This window comes from Pseudomonas sp. 2725, from assembly GCF_050434585.1.
Lineage (GTDB): Bacteria > Pseudomonadota > Gammaproteobacteria > Pseudomonadales > Pseudomonadaceae > Aquipseudomonas > Aquipseudomonas jessenii.
The window spans coordinates 697,365-713,498 of the sequence record NZ_JBNDIV010000004.1 but is presented as its reverse complement, the minus strand read 5'-3'; the positions used below and the strand labels follow the sequence as shown (position 1 = coordinate 713,498).

General features: G+C 59.5%; 16 protein-coding genes. 10 read left to right on the top strand and 6 right to left on the bottom strand.

Annotated elements, in window-relative coordinates; translation table 11 throughout:
• Positions 1-43 precede the first annotated feature (43 nt).
• The 5 genes from ABIE16_RS14715 (at position 44) to arfB (ending at position 6,161) form a co-directional block, all read left to right on the top strand.
• A complete protein-coding gene (locus ABIE16_RS14715; protein ID WP_172435389.1) occupies positions 44-802 on the top strand; it encodes a segregation and condensation protein A in 759 nt (252 codons plus the stop codon).
• Between the two features lie 11 nt (positions 803-813).
• The gene (gene scpB / locus ABIE16_RS14710; protein WP_429521423.1) at positions 814-1,785 is read left to right on the top strand and encodes an SMC-Scp complex subunit ScpB; all 972 of its coding nucleotides are present in this window, start codon (positions 814-816) and stop codon (positions 1,783-1,785) included.
• A 293-nt stretch (positions 1,786-2,078) separates the two neighbouring features.
• Positions 2,079-3,299, top strand: a complete 1,221-nt coding sequence (gene rluB, locus ABIE16_RS14705; RefSeq protein ID WP_057715929.1) for a 23S rRNA pseudouridine(2605) synthase RluB — start codon at positions 2,079-2,081, stop codon at positions 3,297-3,299.
• An 862-nt stretch (positions 3,300-4,161) separates the two neighbouring features.
• Entirely contained in the window at positions 4,162-5,583 is a 1,422-nt protein-coding gene (locus ABIE16_RS14700) for an amino acid permease (RefSeq protein ID WP_057715928.1), read from the top strand.
• A gap of 164 nt (positions 5,584-5,747) precedes the next feature.
• Positions 5,748-6,161: an alternative ribosome rescue aminoacyl-tRNA hydrolase ArfB gene (gene arfB / locus ABIE16_RS14695; RefSeq protein ID WP_057715927.1), complete on the top strand. Its 414-nt coding sequence runs from the start codon at positions 5,748-5,750 to the stop codon at positions 6,159-6,161.
• Here the strand turns inward: arfB and ABIE16_RS14690 are convergent.
• The 6 genes from ABIE16_RS14690 to phhA all read right to left on the bottom strand — a co-directional run bounded on the left by ABIE16_RS14690 (position 6,158) and on the right by phhA (position 10,561).
• On the bottom strand, positions 6,158-7,357 hold the full coding sequence (locus tag ABIE16_RS14690; protein ID WP_218497029.1) for an MFS transporter: 1,200 nt from the start codon (positions 7,355-7,357) through the stop codon (positions 6,158-6,160). The two genes, arfB and ABIE16_RS14690, sit on opposite strands and share 4 nt — an antisense overlap.
• Before the next feature lie 99 nt (positions 7,358-7,456).
• On the bottom strand, positions 7,457-7,642 hold the full coding sequence (locus tag ABIE16_RS14685) for a hypothetical protein (protein WP_057715925.1): 186 nt from the start codon (positions 7,640-7,642) through the stop codon (positions 7,457-7,459).
• 72 nt (positions 7,643-7,714) lie between these two features.
• Complete coding sequence (locus tag ABIE16_RS14680; RefSeq protein WP_008051162.1) at positions 7,715-7,846, bottom strand: hypothetical protein; 132 nt, start codon at positions 7,844-7,846, stop codon at positions 7,715-7,717.
• Between the two features lie 274 nt (positions 7,847-8,120).
• Positions 8,121-9,314 carry an amino acid aminotransferase gene (locus ABIE16_RS14675; RefSeq protein WP_429521422.1) on the bottom strand — a complete coding sequence of 398 codons (1,194 nt, stop codon included), beginning with the start codon at positions 9,312-9,314 and terminating at the stop codon, positions 8,121-8,123.
• Entirely contained in the window at positions 9,314-9,670 is a 357-nt protein-coding gene (locus tag ABIE16_RS14670; protein WP_007938547.1) for a 4a-hydroxytetrahydrobiopterin dehydratase, read from the bottom strand. The genes ABIE16_RS14675 and ABIE16_RS14670 overlap by 1 nt, the downstream gene beginning before the upstream one ends.
• Before the next feature lie 105 nt (positions 9,671-9,775).
• On the bottom strand, positions 9,776-10,561 hold the full coding sequence (gene phhA, locus ABIE16_RS14665; RefSeq protein ID WP_095963831.1) for a phenylalanine 4-monooxygenase: 786 nt from the start codon (positions 10,559-10,561) through the stop codon (positions 9,776-9,778).
• Between the two features lie 382 nt (positions 10,562-10,943).
• On the opposite strand from phhA, the gene ABIE16_RS14660 reads away from it, so the two are divergent.
• The 5 genes from ABIE16_RS14660 to ABIE16_RS14640 all read left to right on the top strand — a co-directional run bounded on the left by ABIE16_RS14660 (position 10,944) and on the right by ABIE16_RS14640 (position 16,130).
• A complete protein-coding gene (locus ABIE16_RS14660; protein ID WP_095945466.1) occupies positions 10,944-12,503 on the top strand; it encodes a sigma-54-dependent transcriptional regulator in 1,560 nt (519 codons plus the stop codon).
• Positions 12,504-12,660: 157 nt separating this feature from the next.
• A complete protein-coding gene (locus ABIE16_RS14655) occupies positions 12,661-12,828 on the top strand; it encodes a periplasmic nitrate reductase, NapE protein (protein ID WP_173677902.1) in 168 nt (55 codons plus the stop codon).
• Positions 12,829-12,865: 37 nt separating this feature from the next.
• Positions 12,866-13,132, top strand: coding sequence for a chaperone NapD (locus tag ABIE16_RS14650; protein ID WP_340314984.1), 267 nt, complete (start codon positions 12,866-12,868; stop codon positions 13,130-13,132).
• Complete coding sequence (gene napA / locus ABIE16_RS14645) at positions 13,123-15,627, top strand: nitrate reductase catalytic subunit NapA (RefSeq protein WP_429521421.1); 2,505 nt, start codon at positions 13,123-13,125, stop codon at positions 15,625-15,627. The genes ABIE16_RS14650 and napA overlap by 10 nt, the downstream gene beginning before the upstream one ends.
• A gap of 41 nt (positions 15,628-15,668) precedes the next feature.
• On the top strand, positions 15,669-16,130 hold the full coding sequence (locus tag ABIE16_RS14640; RefSeq protein ID WP_371319448.1) for a nitrate reductase cytochrome c-type subunit: 462 nt from the start codon (positions 15,669-15,671) through the stop codon (positions 16,128-16,130).
• Positions 16,131-16,134 lie beyond the last annotated feature (4 nt).

Below are 16,134 nucleotides of genomic sequence, written 5' to 3'. Positions count from 1 at the left end.
CGTCGACAGTCAGGCCGGAGCCCAGCAGGAACTGCCCTTCGCCATGGTCTATGGCCAGGCGGTCATGGAAATGCCGCTGGACCTGTACATCCCGCCGGATGCCCTCGAAGTCTTTCTCGAGGCGTTCGAAGGCCCGCTCGACCTGCTGCTGTACCTGATCCGCAAACAGAACATCAACATCCTCGACATCCCGGTGGCGGAAATCACTCGCCAGTACATGGGCTACGTCGAGTTGATGCAGTCGGTGCGCCTGGAACTGGCCGCCGAATACCTGGTGATGGCCGCGATGCTGGCCGAGATCAAGTCGCGGATGCTGTTGCCACGGGCCGAAACCGTCGAAGACGAAGAGGAAGACCCGCGCGCCGAACTGATCCGCCGCTTGCAGGAATACGAGCGTTTCAAGGCTGCCGCCGAAGGCATCGACGGCCTGAGTCGCGTCGGTCGCGATGTGGTGGTGCCCAAGCTTGACGCCCCGGAGGCCCGGGCACGCAAGCTGTTGCCGGATGTGCGCTTGTCAGAGCTGCTGTTGTCCATGGCCGAGGTGTTGCGCCGTGGCGACATGTTCGAAAGCCATCAGGTCAGCCGCGAAGCGCTGTCGACCCGCGAACGCATGAGCGATGTGCTGGAGCGCCTCAAGGGCGGCGGTTTCGTACCGTTTGTCGAGCTGTTCACCGCTGAAGAAGGGCGCCTGGGGGTGGTGGTGACTTTTATGGCGATCCTTGAATTGGTCAAGGAATCCCTGGTCGAGCTGGTGCAGAATGAGCCATTTGCCGCGATCCACGTGCGAGCCCGAGCCGAGTAACGAGTCGAAACATGAACCTGACTGAACCCCGTGATCTGGCACCCTTGCTTGAAGCCTTTCTGTTGGCCTCGGGAAAGCCGCAATCTTTGGAAGGCCTGTTCGAACTCTTCGAAGAAGGCGAACGCCCGGAACCACCGGTCTTCAAGAAGGCCCTGACGATTCTCGCCAAGTCCTGCGATGGCCGCGCGTTTGAACTCAAGGAAGTGGCCTCGGGATATCGCCTGCAAATTCGCGAGAAATTTGCGCCTTGGGTCGGGCGTCTGTGGGAAGAGCGCCCGCAGCGTTACTCTCGGGCCATGTTGGAAACCATGGCGCTGATTGCCTATCGCCAGCCGATCACCCGCGGTGAAATCGAAGACGTGCGGGGCGTGGCGGTCAACAGCAATATCGTCAAGACCTTGATGGAGCGCGAGTGGATCCGCATCGTCGGCTACCGCGATGTGCCCGGCAAGCCGGCGATGTTCGCCACCACCAAGGCGTTCCTCGATCACTTCAACCTGAAGAACCTCGACGACCTGCCACCGCTGGCGGAACTGCGCGAGCTGGAACCGGATCCGGTGCTCGACTTCGATGATGCCCCGGTACCGGCAGCCCTGCAGGAACTGGCCGACGCCAGTGCCGAACCGGAAGAACCCAAGGAAGAAACCAGTTTCCACACGCTGCTGCTGGAGCTGGACAGCATGGAGGAGGGGATCAAGACCGATTTCGACGATTTGCTGCGTGATGGGGCGTCGCCTGAATTCGATCCGGAACAGTCGGTCATCGAGCCAGAAGTCGAAGCGGCACAGCCCGAGCCTGAACCGGAAATTGAACCGGAGCAAGAAGACGACATCCTCGGTGTCGCCGAAGCCCGGGAAAAGCTCCTGGCCGCCGTTGCCGCTCTCGAACAACCGAAACCCGAGCCCGAACTGTCGGACGAAGAAGCCGAAGCCCAGGCCCTGGCCGAAGCCATCGAGGCCGAACGGCGCCAGTTCGAAGATTGATACGATTCTCATGAGCAATGGAGATTCACTGTGGGAGCGAGCTTGCTCGCGATGGCGACAGGTCAGTCGCTTCGATGTCGGATGTGCCACCGTCATCGCGAGCAAGCTCGCTCCCACAGGGTTTTGTGTTCGCAAGCAAGTTGCGTGTCACCGGTCGGCGGAAAAACAAATAACCTTGCCTTGATCAGCTAGTCTCTGATGCGCAAACGCCCTCATGCGCGTATGATTTGCGACCCTTCGGCGATCCCTTCGCCCAAGTACCCAGTTTTCAGACCACACCGGGAGGTGCCCAGATGAGTATCAAAGACCAGCAAGACGACCAGCCAATCGGCCCAGCAGGCGAAAAACTGCAGAAAGTCCTCGCCCGTATTGGCGTCGGCTCGCGCCGTGACGTGGAAGCCTGGATCAGCCACGGCCGCATCAAGGTCAACGGCAAAGACGCCACCCTTGGCCAGCGCGTCGACATGCACGACGCCATCACCATCGATGGCAAGGTGATCAAGCGCGAAGAGGCTGCCGAGTCGGTCCGCCGCGTGATCATGTACAACAAGCCCGACGGCGAGATCTGCACCCGCGTTGACCCGGAAGGCCGTCCGACCGTGTTCGACAAGATGCCGCGCCCGAAAGAAGGCCGCTGGATCAACATCGGTCGCCTGGACATCAACACCACCGGTCTGCTGATGTTCACCACCGACGGTGAGCTGGCAAACCGCCTGATGCACCCTTCCTACGAAATGGACCGTGAATATGCGGTACGTGTGCGTGGTGAAGTCGATGACGAGATGATCGAGCGTCTGAAGGCTGGTGTTGTCCTTGAAGACGGCCCGGCCAAGTTCACCGACATCAAGCAGGCGCCAGGCGGTGAAGGTTTCAACCATTGGTATCACTGCGTGGTGATGGAAGGTCGTAACCGCGAAGTTCGTCGCCTGTGGGAATCCCAGGGCCTGGTGGTCAGCCGTCTGAAGCGCGTGCGTTTCGGCCCGGTGTTCCTCAACTCCGACCTGCCGATGGGCCGCTGGCGCGAAATGAGCCAGTACGAAGTCGACATCCTGAGTGCCGAGGTCGGCCTGACGCCGGTCGCGATGCCGCAGATGAACGCCAAGAGCAAGGACAAGCTTGACCGGATGCAGCGCAAGTCGTCGCGTCCGATGGCCAAGACCGAACGCGTTCGTACCCTGCGTCCAGCCACTGGTGCAGCCGCCGCACCTGCCGCGCCTCGTGCCAGCCGCGAGCCGCAGATCGAAGGCGAGCGTCCAGGGCGCAAGCCTGCTGCCCGTCAGGACGGCGAACGCGGTCCACGTACGCCACGTCCGGCCAACGGCCGTACCGAGCGTGGCGAAGGTCGTGGTACGCCGGTAGCCGATCGCCCGGCCGACACCAAGCGCCCGGCCAAGCCCGCGCCGAAGCGTCCGGGGATCAAACTGGTCGACGGTGACACGCCATCGGGCAAGCGCCGTGGCGCACCGGCCGGTTCCGGCCAGCGTCCAGGCTTCGGTCGTCGCAAGCCGGAGTGAGGCAGCGGTAAGCTGTTAGCGACAAGTGAAAAACGCCAACCTTCGGGTTGGCGTTTTTTTTGTCTGGCTTTATGTCCGTATTGTTTTTGAGGGCGCCATCGCGAGCAAGCTCGCTCCCACAGGGTGATGAGTTTGCTCGGAGAATCGCGATTAAAATGTGGGAGCGAGCTTGCTCGCGATGGCGTCAGTCGTCGCGCTGAGACCTCCAATATGGAAATCATGGTTTACGCCATGTAAAGAAATCCTGACAAAAACCACGGATTAACCCCGTGGAATCGCCATCCCCTGGATACCGTAAGAAAACGCTTACGCTTCAGCGTCCTCCTTCCTCCTTCCGACCCTCTGGCCCGCTTGTTTCACCGCTCCATGCAGGGTGTTATGCGCGCCATGCCTGTCGTGCAGGTGCATAACAAAAAGGAGGCGCAATGAACGCCGCAATCCGTTTTCATCTCTCCGCGAGTGGCGTGTTTGGCGCCGTCTGCGTCGATGATCCGCAAGGATCTGACCCATTTTTTGCAGCCGCCCGAGCCTCTCGGGGCGGACACAGGCAATCCCGGCCATAGACACGCTTGTCCAGCGGGTCTGGCAGCAGGGGGTTACAGGTGTACAATGCGCCGCGTTTTACCTGTGACCTCCTGCGCATCTGCGCAAACCTCAAGGCTATCCGCCTTGTTCACTCCGTCGCGTCACGAGCGTGTCGGGTTCGATTTCGTCACAGATAAAAACAAACAGGTGACGCATGACCGTTGTAATTACGCTGAACTCCTGGTGCCTGCGCTGGGGTTTGATCGGTGCCGCTTAACGCCTTTCTTGAGCAGCAACGTCTACTGAACATCATCAAACCTTGCGTGAGACCCTTTTCATGAGTGGACAAAACCCGCAATCAGGCGAGCTGAAACGCGGCCTGAAAAATCGCCACATTCAATTGATCGCCCTCGGTGGCGCGATCGGTACCGGCTTGTTCCTCGGCTCGGCCGGGGTGCTGAAATCCGCCGGCCCGTCGATGATCCTCGGCTACGCCATCTGCGGCTTCATCGCCTTCATGATCATGCGCCAACTGGGTGAAATGATCGTCGAAGATCCGGTGGCCGGCTCCTTCAGCCACTTCGCGCACAAGTACTGGGGCGGCTTTGCCGGCTTCCTGTCGGGCTGGAACTGCTGGATCCTGTACATTCTGGTGGGTATGTCCGAGCTGACCGCGGTTGGCAAGTACATCCACTACTGGGCGCCGGACATCCCGACCTGGGCCTCCGCAGCTGCCTTCTTCGTGCTGATCAACGCCATCAACCTGGCCAACGTCAAAGTCTTTGGCGAGGCCGAGTTCTGGTTTGCGATCATCAAGGTCGTGGCGATCGTCGGCATGATTGCTCTGGGCAGCTACCTGCTGGTCAGTGGCAATGGCGGCCCGCAAGCTGCGGTCAGCAACCTGTGGTCCCACGGTGGCTTCTTCCCGAACGGTGTCACGGGTCTGGTGATGGCCATGGCTTTCATCATGTTTTCCTTCGGTGGCCTGGAAATGCTCGGTTTCACCGCTGCCGAAGCCGACAAACCGAAAACCGTGATTCCGAAAGCGATCAACCAGGTGATCTACCGGATCCTGATTTTCTACATCGGTGCATTGGTGATCCTGCTGTCGTTGACGCCGTGGGACAGCTTGCTGACCACCCTGAACGCTTCCGGTGATTCCTATAGCGGCAGCCCGTTCGTGCAAGTGTTCTCGATGCTGGGCAGCAATACCGCCGCGCACATTCTCAACTTCGTGGTCCTGACCGCTGCGCTGTCGGTGTACAACAGCGGCACCTACTGCAACAGCCGCATGCTGCTGGGCATGGCCGAGCAAGGCGATGCGCCAAAGGCATTGGCGAAGATCGACAAGCGCGGTGTGCCGGTGCGCTCGATCCTGGCCTCGGCCGCCGTGACTCTGATCGCGGTACTGCTGAACTACCTGATTCCGCACAGCGCGCTGGAACTGCTGATGTCGCTGGTGGTGGCCACCCTGGTGATCAACTGGGCGATGATCAGCTACTCGCACTTCAAGTTCCGCCAGCACATGAACAAGACAAAACAGACGCCGCTGTTCAAGGCCTTGTGGTATCCGTACGGCAACTACATCTGCCTGGCGTTCGTGTTGTTCATCCTTGGCGTGATGTTGTTGATTCCGGGGATCCAGACATCGGTGTACGCGATTCCAGTGTGGCTCGTGTTCATGTGGGTCTGCTACGGCATCAAGAACAAGCGCAGTGCGCAACATGCACTGCAGGTTGCCGGCTCTGCGGCGAAGTAAACGCAGAACGCAGAAACAACGAACCCGGCCATGTGCCGGGTTTGTTTTTTTTCGGGGTTCACATAAATCCCTTTGTGGGAGCAAGCCCGCTCCCACATTGGTTCTGCTGCGTTCCTGACACTCATTCGCGGTATCCTGCACGTTCTGAATACGGACGCTTTTCCATGCTGGTGATTTCCAACAACGTGCAACTGCCGGATGCCGAGATCGAGTTGACGGCCATTCGAGCCCAGGGCGCGGGTGGGCAGAACGTCAACAAGGTTTCCAGCGCCGTGCACCTGCGCTTCGACATTCCGGCGTCGTCCTTGCCCGAGTTCTACAAGGAGCGGCTGCTGGCGCTGCGCGACAGTCGCATCACCAGCGACGGTGTGTTGATCATCAAGGCCCAGCAGTACCGGACGCAGGAGCAGAACCGCGCCGATGCGCTGTTGCGGCTGACCGAGTTGATCCTCAGTGCCACCAAGGTCGAGAAAAAGCGCCGTCCGACCAAGCCGACCCTCGGCTCGAAGACCCGTCGCCTCGAATCCAAGAGCAAGCGCGGCAACATCAAGGCCGGGCGCGGCAAGGTCGACTTCTAACGGGCGTCCCGCGCTTCGCGTTGCTTCGGCGCCTGCCGGTAAAGGTATAGGCTCAGCATCAAACCGCTGAGCGCGGCGAGGGCGGCGAACAGGAAGATCGAAGCGAACCCGAACCCGGCGGCAATCGCCCCGGCCAGCGGCCCGGTGATCCCCAGCGACAAGTCGATGAACAGCGAGTAGGCGCCGACCGCTGCACCACGGCTGGAGGCCGGGACCAGGTTGACCGCCTCCACGCCCAGTGCCGGAAACACCAGTGAAAAGCCGAAGCCGCTCAGCGCCGCACCCGCCAGTGCCCAATGGGCATCCGGTGCCAGCCACAGCAAGAGCAATCCCAGGGTTTCCACTGACAGGCAGGCAATGGCCACGCGAAAGCCGCCGAGGCGGTTGATCAGGTTGCCGAACAGCAAGCGCGCGCCGATGAAGCTGGCGCCGAACAGGCTTAGGCACAGCACCGCGTTGTCCCAGTGTTGCGTGGCGTAATACAAGGTGATGAAGGTGGCGATGGTGCCGAAGCCGATGGAGCCCAGGGCCAGGCCGCAACCGTGGGGGAAGACTCGCCCCAGCACATGCATGAACGGCAGGCGCTCACCGGCAACAATCGGTGCGGCGGTTTTCGGCCAGGCCAGCAGCAGACCGAGCACGGCCAGCAACACAATACTGACGCCCATGCTCCACAAGCCCAGTTGATGGACGATCAACACGCCCAGGGGCGCGCCGACAGCCAGTGCGCCATAGCTGGCGATACCGTTCCAGGAGATGACCTTGGCGGTGTTCGCCGCACCGACCCGGCCGATACCCCAGCCAATCGAGCCCGAGCCCACCAGGCTTTCCGCGCTGCCGAGAACCAGACGGCCGATCAACAGGCTGATCAGGCTCAAGGTCGGCAGGCTCTGGGTCCAGGCCGAGACCAGCATGAACACACCGCTCAAGCCGCAACCGGCCAGGCCATACATCACAGCCAGTTTGCTGCCCTTGTTGTCGATGATCTTCCCTGCATAGGGGCGGCTGAGCAGGGTGGCCAGGTATTGCACGCTGATCACCAGACCCGCGATCACCGCACCGAAGCCCAGGTCGCTGTGGACGTAACCGGGCAATACGGCCAGGGGGATGCCGATGTTCAGGTAGCCAATGAAGGTGAAAAGGACGATGGAAACGACTTGCAGCGTGACCGCCAGGGGGCGCTGGTTTTCAGGCATGGGTAAAGGTCCACGGTAAAGCAGGATAGATAGGCTGCTTATGATAGCGGTGTGGACGGTCGGCGGTTGTGAAAAAGTAAAACTATTTACCGGGCGGTGTCATTCAGCTTTGACGGGAGCGACCAGTTGCGTGGTGACCAGGGCGGCCAGCGCATTTTCCTGGGTGCCGAAGCGGGCGAGCAAAGCGGCTTGTTTCTCGGGAGAGAGGCGATTCCAGATCTCGATCATTTTCTCGGCGGTGCCGATCAGGACGCTGGCCTGCGCTTCGCTGAATTCATCGGTCATGGAAAGTTCTCGTTTCAGGCAGTGTGGAAAGCGCATGGTAGCGCTTTCCACACGGTCTGTACGGCGGGTGTTTCAGTCTTCTCTGTCAGCCTGGCGGCTGTCAGTGGCTTCTTTCGGCTCGGGCTGTTGGGCTCCGGCTTGCTGCGTGGTCGTCTGCTCAGGTACGTGCAGGCTTGGGAAGGGGAGATTAGGAATCTCGTGCATGGTTGCGCTCCTCGCTAAGTCTGTTGATAGATCTGGTAGATCCGCGCTTTAAAAAAGCCTGGGCAGGATACAGCACTGAAAATGACAAACGGACTTTTATATCCATTTGTTTCGACGGATGGGGTTGTATAGACAGATAAGTAACAATTACGCAGAAGCAAATGTGGGAGCGAGCTTGCTCGCGATTGCGGAGTGTCATTCAACGATGATGTTGACTGATAGACCGCTATCGCGAGCAAGCTCGCTCCCACAGGGGGATTGCAGTGCCCGAGGGTTACTTGCAGACGTTGGCAATCGCCTCGGCCAGCAAATCCAGGCGCGTGGCATCAATGCCGGCCACGTTGGCCCGGCCCGAGCTGACCATGTACACGCTGTGATGATCGCGCAGGTTCTTCACTTGCTCAGGCGACAGGCCGGTGTAGGAGAACATTCCGCGTTGCACGCCAATATGGGCAAAGCGCTCGCGCAAACCGTGAGGCTCCAGCGCTTCCACCAAACCGCTGCGCAGTTGGGCGATACGCAGGCGCATCGCTTCAACTTCGTCGGCCCACAGGCGTTTCAGCTCTGGATCACCGAGGATGGTCGCTACAACGGCAGCGCCATGATCCGGCGGCGTCGACCACAGGTTGCGGGCGATGTTGGCCAGTTGGCTGCGGATATCCACCAGCTTGTCGGGGGTTTTCGCGCAGACAATCAGCGCGCCGGTGCGGTCGCGGTAGAGGCCGAAGTTCTTTGAGCAGGAACTGGTGATCAGCAGTTCCGGCAACTCGGCGGCGAACAGCCGGGTCGACCAGGCATCCTGTTCCAGGCCATCGCCGAATCCTTGGTAGGCGAAGTCGATCAGCGGCAGCAGTTCGCGACGGCGCACCACGTCCAGCACCCGTTGCCAGTCATCCTGGGACAGGTCGAAACCGGTCGGGTTGTGGCAGCAGGCGTGCAGCAAGACCACGTCACCCTTGGGCGCTTCATTGAGCGCCGCCAGCATGCCGTCGATGTCGAGACGGTTGTCGCTGCCCACGTACGGGTAGTGGCTGACCTTGACCTTGGCTGCGGCAAAAATCGTTTCGTGGATCGGCCAGGTCGGGTTGCTCAACCACACGCCACGCCCTGGCAGGCACTGGGCGATGAAGTCCGCGCTCAGGCGCAAAGCCCCGGTGCCGCCCGGAGTCTGGGTGGCGCCGGCGCGTTGTGCGCTGATCAGCTTCGAGTCGGCACCCAGCACCAGCTCGTTGATCGCTTTGCCGAACGCCGGTTCGCCGTGACCACCGATGTAGGTCTTGGTGGACTGGTGATCCACCAGGCGCTGCTCGGCAAGCTTCACCGACTCGAGAATCGGCGTCAGGCCCTGGGCGTCCTTGTAGACACCCACGCCCAAATCGAATTTGCGCGGGTTCGGGTCCTGCGCGTAGGCCTCCATCAGGCCCAGAATCGGGTCGCCAGGCACTCGACCGATGGCGTCGAAATGCATTACTTGCGCCCCTCAGCGTCCTTCGCCACTTCGTCGGTGCGCGCGGCCATGATGAAATCGTTGCGGTGCAGGCCCTTGATCGAGTGGCTCCACCAAGTCACGGTCACTTTGCCCCACTCGGTCAGCAGGCCCGGGTGATGGCCTTCGGCCTCGGAGATTTCGCCGACGGCGTTGGTGAACGCCAGGGCGTGCTTGAAGTTCTTGAACAGGAAGACCTTTTCCAGTTGCATGACGCTGTCACGTACTTCGATGTTCCAGTCCGGGATCTGCTTGATCAGGATCGGCAGTTCTTCGTCGCTGACTTGTGGGGCGTCGGCGCGGCAGGCTTCGCAATGGGCTTGGTTCAAAGTGGACATGGTGTGTTTCCTGTAATCGAGTGTTTTTATATCGGTCGACAGTGCCGTCACGCTAAACCAAAGCGACGGTGACTGACAGACTCACTTGTCAGCAAAAGTCGCGGTTCACGCGGCCTTTGGCGGAAATTTCGGCGTGTGCAGACCCATCTGCATCGCTTGCTTGACCATGCCCATGATGTCTTCGTGGGCCAGGTCGAACAGGCGCTTGAGGTTCGGCAGAACGAAATACAGGGGTTGCAGGATGTCGATGCGGTAAGGCGTGCGCATGCATTCCAGCGGGTCGAAGGCTTGGTGTTCAGGCTCGTTCGACAGGCTGTAGACGGTCTCTTTCGGCGAGGACAGGATGCCACCGCCGTAGATGCGCTGGCCTTGCGGGGTGTCGAGCAGGCCGAACTCGATGGTCATCCAGTACAGGCGCGCCAGGTACACGCGTTCTTCCTTGGACGCCTTGAGGCCGAGCTTGCCGTAGGTGTGGGTGAATTCGGCGAACCACGGGTTGGTCAGCAGCGGGCAGTGACCGAAGATCTCGTGGAAAATGTCTGGCTCCTGCAGGTAGTCCAGTTCTTCGCGGGTACGAATGAAGGTCGCCACCGGGAACTGCTTGCTGGCCAGCAATTCGAAAAAGGTCTGGAAGGGAATCAGTGCCGGAACCCGGGCAACCTGCCAGCCGGTGGTTTCACCGAGGACCTTGTTGATTTCGCCGAGTTGAGGAATGCGGTCGTGGGGCAGACCGAGTTTTTCGATACCGTCCAGGTATTCCTGGCACGCACGCCCTTCGATCACTTTCAGTTGACGAGTGATCAGCGTGTTCCACACCGCGTGTTCTTCGGCGGGGTAGTCGATAAAACCTTGCGCATCGGGCTCGCGAGCCACGTATTGCGTCTGCTTCATGCTGCTCTCCTGCTAGGGGGATTCGTTCTTGTTATGTGCTGCTATAGACCTAGAAATACCCCATGAATTGCACTGTTGCAGCAGGTGCTCAGCGTCGCGCGCAGGAAAATCCCTCGATATTCGTAAAGTTTTCGTGACGAATTGCTCGAGGTCGCGCAACTATTGAGATTTCCTGGTTTGAAAAACGCTTTGCCTGTCACATAATCTTGACGACTATCTGGGTGCCTCGAAAGAAAAATGCGATCGCAATACCCCTGTGGGAGCGGGCTTGCTCGCGAAAGCGGTCTGTCTGATACATCAATGTTGGCTATGCCGACGCTTTCGCGAGCAAGCCCGCTCCCACAGGACCTCAACCTCACTCACTGCATTTTCGGGTCTTTTTATGCGTATCAAAGTCCACTGCCAGAACCGCATCGGCATCCTGCGCGACATTCTCAACCTGTTGGTGGAGTACGGGATCAACGTGGCCCGCGGTGAGGTGGGCGGTGAGCATGGCAATGCCATCTACCTGCATTGCCCGAACCTGATCAACATTCAGTTCCAGGCCTTGCGTCCGAAATTCGAAGCGATTGCCGGGGTCTTTGGCGTCAAGCGTGTAGGGCTGATGCCCAGCGAGCGTCGACACATGGAACTCAATGCACTGCTCGGTGCGCTGGAGTTTCCGGTGCTGTCGATCGACATGGGCGGTTCCATTGTCGCGGCCAACCGTGCGGCGGCGCAGTTGCTCGGGGTGCGCGTCGACGAGGTGCCGGGGATTCCCCTGTCGCGGTACGCCGAGGATTTCGATTTGCCGGAACTGGTGCGCGCCAACAAGTCGCGGATCAACGGGCTGCGGGTCAAGGTCAAGGGGGATGTGTTCCTGGCCGACATCGCGCCGCTGCAATCGGAGCATGACGACAGCGAGGCCATGGCCGGTGCGGTGCTGACATTGCACCGCGCCGACCGGGTGGGCGAGCGCATCTACAACGTGCGCAAGCAGGAGTTGCGCGGCTTCGACAGCATCTTCCAAAGCTCGAAAGTCATGGCCGCCGTGGTGCGCGAAGCGCGACGCATGGCGCCATTGGATGCACCGCTGTTGATCGAAGGGGAAACCGGCACCGGCAAAGAGTTGCTGGCGCGGGCCTGCCACTTGGCCAGTCCTCGAGGGCAGTCGCCGTTGATGGCGCTCAATTGCGCCGGTCTGCCGGAGTCCATGGCCGAGACGGAACTGTTCGGTTACGGCCCGGGCGCCTTTGAAGGGGCGCGGGCCGAAGGCAAGCTCGGGCTGCTGGAGCTGACGGCGGGCGGCACGCTGTTTCTCGATGGCGTCGGGGAAATGAGCCCGCGCTTGCAGGTGAAATTGCTGCGTTTTTTGCAGGACGGTTGCTTCCGTCGTGTGGGCAGTGATGAAGAGGTCTACCTCGACGTGCGAGTGATCTGCGCGACTCAGGTCGACCTGTCCGAATTGTGCGCTCGCGGTGAGTTCCGCCAGGACCTCTACCACCGCTTGAATGTGTTGTCGCTGCACATCCCGCCGTTGCGCGAATGCCTCGACGGTTTGACGCCGCTGGTGGAGCACTTCCTCGATCAGGCCAGCCGGCAGATTGGCTGTCCGCTGCCCAAACTCGCCCCGGCGGCCATGGAGCGGCTCAGCCATTACCATTGGCCGGGTAACGTGCGGCAACTGGAGAATGTGCTATTCCAGGCGGTTTCCCTATGCGACGGCGGCACGGTCAAGGCCGAGCATATTCGTCTGCCGGATTATGGCGTGCGTCAGCCCCTTGGCGATTTTTCGCTGGAGGGTGGGTTGGACGAGATCGTCGGGCGTTTCGAGAAGGCGGTACTGGAACGGCTTTATTCGGAACATGCCAGCAGCCGATTGCTCGGCAAGCGACTGGGTGTTTCCCACACAACGATTGCCAACAAGTTGCGTGAATATGAAATAGGCAAACTGGAGCGTTAAAAACTCACTCAAATAATAACTCTTCTCGAGTGTCAATATTTGTCCAGTGCTGTCAGTTCGCATTTAAAGCGCTAAAGCTTCTGCTATTGATCTGAATCATGGAACTTATAGAGGAAGCCATCTAGGCTCCTCTCAAAGTTTGGCAGGAGTGCTGACCATGCCATCAATGGATGACTCTACCCAGCGAGTTCGCAAAGAAACACGCCTCTTCTATTTCCTGATCATTGTTCTGTTTCCACTGTTATCGGTGGCGATAGTCGGTGGTTACGGTTTTTTTGTCTGGTTCCTGCAAATGCTCCTCGGTCCGCCAGGCCCCCCCAACTGATCGCCATCTATCTCTAATTCAGCAGGGAGTACGGGACATGGGAAAGACGCTGCACATTGCCAGTCTGGTAGTACATGCCCGTCCGGCCCTGTTCGAGGCGGTGAAAGCCAACTTGCGTTTGCTCACGGGCGTTGAACTTCATCAGGAAAGCCCTGCCGGCAAACTGGTGGTTGTGTTGGAAACCGATCACGAAAGCCAGATTCTTCAGCGAATCGATCAGATCAATCGCTTGCCAGGCGTGCTCAATGCCGCCCTGGTTTATCACGAGATTCTCGATGTAACGGGAGAAAGCACATGCCTATGACGCGGCGAGAGTTTGTCAAAGCCCAGGCTGCCGGGATCGCGGCAGCGGCTGCGGGCCTCCCGGTGTTTACCTCTGCCAGCAACCTGATTACCGAACAAGACATGGTCGCCCTGGACTGGAACAAGGCGCCCTGTCGTTTTTGCGGCACCGGTTGCAGCGTCATGGTGGCGACCAAGGACAACAGGGTTGTTGCAACCCACGGCGACGTAAAAGCCGAGGTCAATCGCGGGTTGAACTGCGTCAAAGGCTACTTTTTGTCCAAGATCATGTACGGCGTTGATCGGCTGACTCAGCCGCTGTTGCGCATGACCAATGGGCAATATGACAAACAAGGCGAGTTTCACCCGGTGTCCTGGAAACAGGCGTTCGATGTGATGGAGTTGAAGTACAAGGAGGCGCTGAAGAACAAGGGCGGGGAGTCTATCGCCATGTTCGGTTCCGGACAGTGGACGATCTGGGAAGGGTACGCGGCCAACAAATTGATGAAGGCGGGGTTTCGCTCGAACAACATCGATCCCAATGCACGCCATTGCATGGCCTCGGCGGTCATGGGCTTTATGCGCACGTTCGGTATCGATGAGCCAATGGGCTGTTATGACGATATCGAAGTCACCGATGCATTCGTCTTGTGGGGTTCGAACATGGCGGAAATGCATCCGATTCTGTGGAGTCGGGTCACCGATCGCCGTCTAAGCCAGCCGAATGTGAAAGTGGCCGTGCTCTCTACTTTCGAACATCGCAGTTTTGAACTGGCCGACATTCCGATGGTGTTCAAGCCGCAGACTGACCTGCTCATTCTCAACTACATCGCCAATCACATCATTGAAAGCGGTTCGGTCAACAAAGACTTCGTCAGCAAACACACCAAGTTCGCCAAAGGCACGGATGACATCGGCTACGGTTTGCGTGCCGATAATCCGCTGGAGATGAAAGCCAAAAATGCCGACAAGGCGAACACCTGGACCGACATCGACTTCGAGCAATTCGCCGCTTTTGTAAAACCCTACACCCTTGAGCGCACGGCGAAAGAAACCGGTGTGCCAGCCGAACGCCTCAAGGCATTGGCCGAACTGTACGCCGACCCCAAGCGCAAGGTGGTTTCGTTCTGGACCATGGGCTTCAACCAGCACACCCGGGGTGTGTGGGCCAACAACCTGATCTACAACATTCACCTGCTGACCGGGAAAATCAGCGAGCCGGGCAACAGTCCTTTCTCCCTGACGGGGCAGCCTTCGGCCTGCGGGACGGCACGTGAAGTGGGCACGTTCTCCCATCGTTTGCCGGCCGACCTGGTGGTCACCAATCCGGCGCACCGCGCCACCGCGGAAAAAATCTGGAAGCTCCCGGCGGGCACCATCAAGGAAAAGGTCGGGTTCCATGCCGTGCAGCAGAGTCGCATGCTCAAGGACGGCGTGCTCAATGTGTATTGGACGATGGCCAGCAACAACATGCAGGCCGGGCCCAACATCATGCAGGAAGTACTGCCGGGGTGGCGTAACCCCGAGAACTTCGTGGTGGTGTCGGATGTGTACCCCACCGTCTCGGCACAGGCGGCCGATCTGATTTTGCCGACGGCGATGTGGGTCGAGAAAGAGGGCGCTTACGGCAACGCGGAGCGGCGCACGCAGTTCTGGCATCAACTGGTCTCGGCGCCGGGTGACGCGAAATCGGACCTTTGGCAATTGGTCGAGTTTTCCAAGCGCTTTAAAACCGACGAGGTCTGGCCGCAGGAACTGTTGGCCGGCTCACCGCAATACAAGGGCAAGACCCTGTATGAGGTGCTGTTCAAGAATGGCCAGGTCGATCAGTTCCCTGTTGAACAAATGGCGGCGGGCTATCAGAACGACGAAGCCCGGGATTTCGGTTTCTACCTGCAAAAAGGCCTGTTCGAAGAATATGCCCAGTTCGGCCGTGGACATGGTCATGACTTGGCGCCCTTTGATCGTTATCACTCCGAGCGCGGGTTGCGCTGGCCTGTCGTCGAAGGCAAGGAAACGCTTTGGCGCTTCCGCGAAGGTTACGATCCGTATGTCGAGAAGGGCAGTGGCGTGCAGTTCTACGGCTACCCCGATAAGAAGGCAATCATCTTCGCGCTGCCTTACGAGCCTCCAGCGGAAGCCCCGGACGCGGACTTCCCGTTCTGGTTGAGCACCGGTCGGGTGCTTGAGCATTGGCACACCGGGACTATGACCCAGCGTGTCGAAGAACTTTATAAAGCGGTCCCCGATGCGCTGGTCTACATGCACCCGGCCGATGCCAAGGCCTTGAATGCCCGGCGTGGCAGCGAAGTAAAGCTGATCAGTCGGCGCGGCGAGATGCGTGCACGGATTGAAACCCGGGGGCGCAACAAGCCGCCCCAGGGCCTGGTGTTCGTGCCGTTTTTCGATGCCAACAAGCTGATCAACAAAGTCACGCTTGATGCGACGGACCCGATCTCCAAACAGACCGATTACAAGAAATGCGCGATCAGGATTGAGTTGATCAAGACGGCATAAGGAGAGCTTTCATGAATTATCGTTCGCTGTCCTTGCTTGTCATGCTGCTGATGTGGCTGCCCGCGACATTTGCGGCAGAACCCGGTTACCCACTGGATGCGCCGGCACCGGATGGGCGGCGAGTCGGCGGGACCCTGACCCAGGAGCTGCCGGCACCGCCCATTGCCGAAGACGAGAACAAGGACCTCAAGCGTGAGCGCAATTACCCCGATCAACCGCCCACCATACCCCACAGCATTCGCGGGTATGCCATCGACATGAACAGCAACAAGTGCCTGACCTGCCACAGTCGCGCCAACAGTGCGCGTACCCAGGCGCCGATGATCAGCATCACTCACTACATGGACCGTGACGGCCAGGCATTGGCGGCGGTGTCGCCGCGCCGATACTTCTGCAACCAGTGTCACGTGCCGCAAAAGGATGTGAAGCCACTGGTGAGCAACAGCTTCAAGAACATCGACCAGGTCTTGCAAGACGAAATCAACCACCAGCCGAAACCTTGAGGAA

Excerpts from the sequence above, each read along its gene's own strand:
- ABIE16_RS14715 (WP_172435389.1), top strand. The coding sequence starts at position 44 with ATGGTCTATGGCCAGGCGGTCATGGAAATGCCGCTGGACCTGTACATC.
- scpB (WP_429521423.1), top strand. The coding sequence starts at position 814 with ATGAACCTGACTGAACCCCGTGATCTGGCACCCTTGCTTGAAGCCTTT.
- rluB (WP_057715929.1), top strand. The coding sequence starts at position 2,079 with ATGAGTATCAAAGACCAGCAAGACGACCAGCCAATCGGCCCAGCAGGC.
- ABIE16_RS14700 (WP_057715928.1), top strand. The coding sequence starts at position 4,162 with ATGAGTGGACAAAACCCGCAATCAGGCGAGCTGAAACGCGGCCTGAAA.
- arfB (WP_057715927.1), top strand. The coding sequence starts at position 5,748 with ATGCTGGTGATTTCCAACAACGTGCAACTGCCGGATGCCGAGATCGAG.
- ABIE16_RS14690 (WP_218497029.1), bottom strand. The coding sequence starts at position 7,357 with ATGCCTGAAAACCAGCGCCCCCTGGCGGTCACGCTGCAAGTCGTTTCC.
- ABIE16_RS14685 (WP_057715925.1), bottom strand. The coding sequence starts at position 7,642 with ATGACCGATGAATTCAGCGAAGCGCAGGCCAGCGTCCTGATCGGCACC.
- ABIE16_RS14680 (WP_008051162.1), bottom strand. The coding sequence starts at position 7,846 with ATGCACGAGATTCCTAATCTCCCCTTCCCAAGCCTGCACGTACCTGAG.
- ABIE16_RS14675 (WP_429521422.1), bottom strand. The coding sequence starts at position 9,314 with ATGCATTTCGACGCCATCGGTCGAGTGCCTGGCGACCCGATTCTGGGC.
- ABIE16_RS14670 (WP_007938547.1), bottom strand. The coding sequence starts at position 9,670 with ATGTCCACTTTGAACCAAGCCCATTGCGAAGCCTGCCGCGCCGACGCC.
- phhA (WP_095963831.1), bottom strand. The coding sequence starts at position 10,561 with ATGAAGCAGACGCAATACGTGGCTCGCGAGCCCGATGCGCAAGGTTTT.
- ABIE16_RS14660 (WP_095945466.1), top strand. The coding sequence starts at position 10,944 with ATGCGTATCAAAGTCCACTGCCAGAACCGCATCGGCATCCTGCGCGAC.
- ABIE16_RS14655 (WP_173677902.1), top strand. The coding sequence starts at position 12,661 with ATGCCATCAATGGATGACTCTACCCAGCGAGTTCGCAAAGAAACACGC.
- ABIE16_RS14650 (WP_340314984.1), top strand. The coding sequence starts at position 12,866 with ATGGGAAAGACGCTGCACATTGCCAGTCTGGTAGTACATGCCCGTCCG.
- napA (WP_429521421.1), top strand. The coding sequence starts at position 13,123 with ATGCCTATGACGCGGCGAGAGTTTGTCAAAGCCCAGGCTGCCGGGATC.
- ABIE16_RS14640 (WP_371319448.1), top strand. The coding sequence starts at position 15,669 with ATGCTGCTGATGTGGCTGCCCGCGACATTTGCGGCAGAACCCGGTTAC.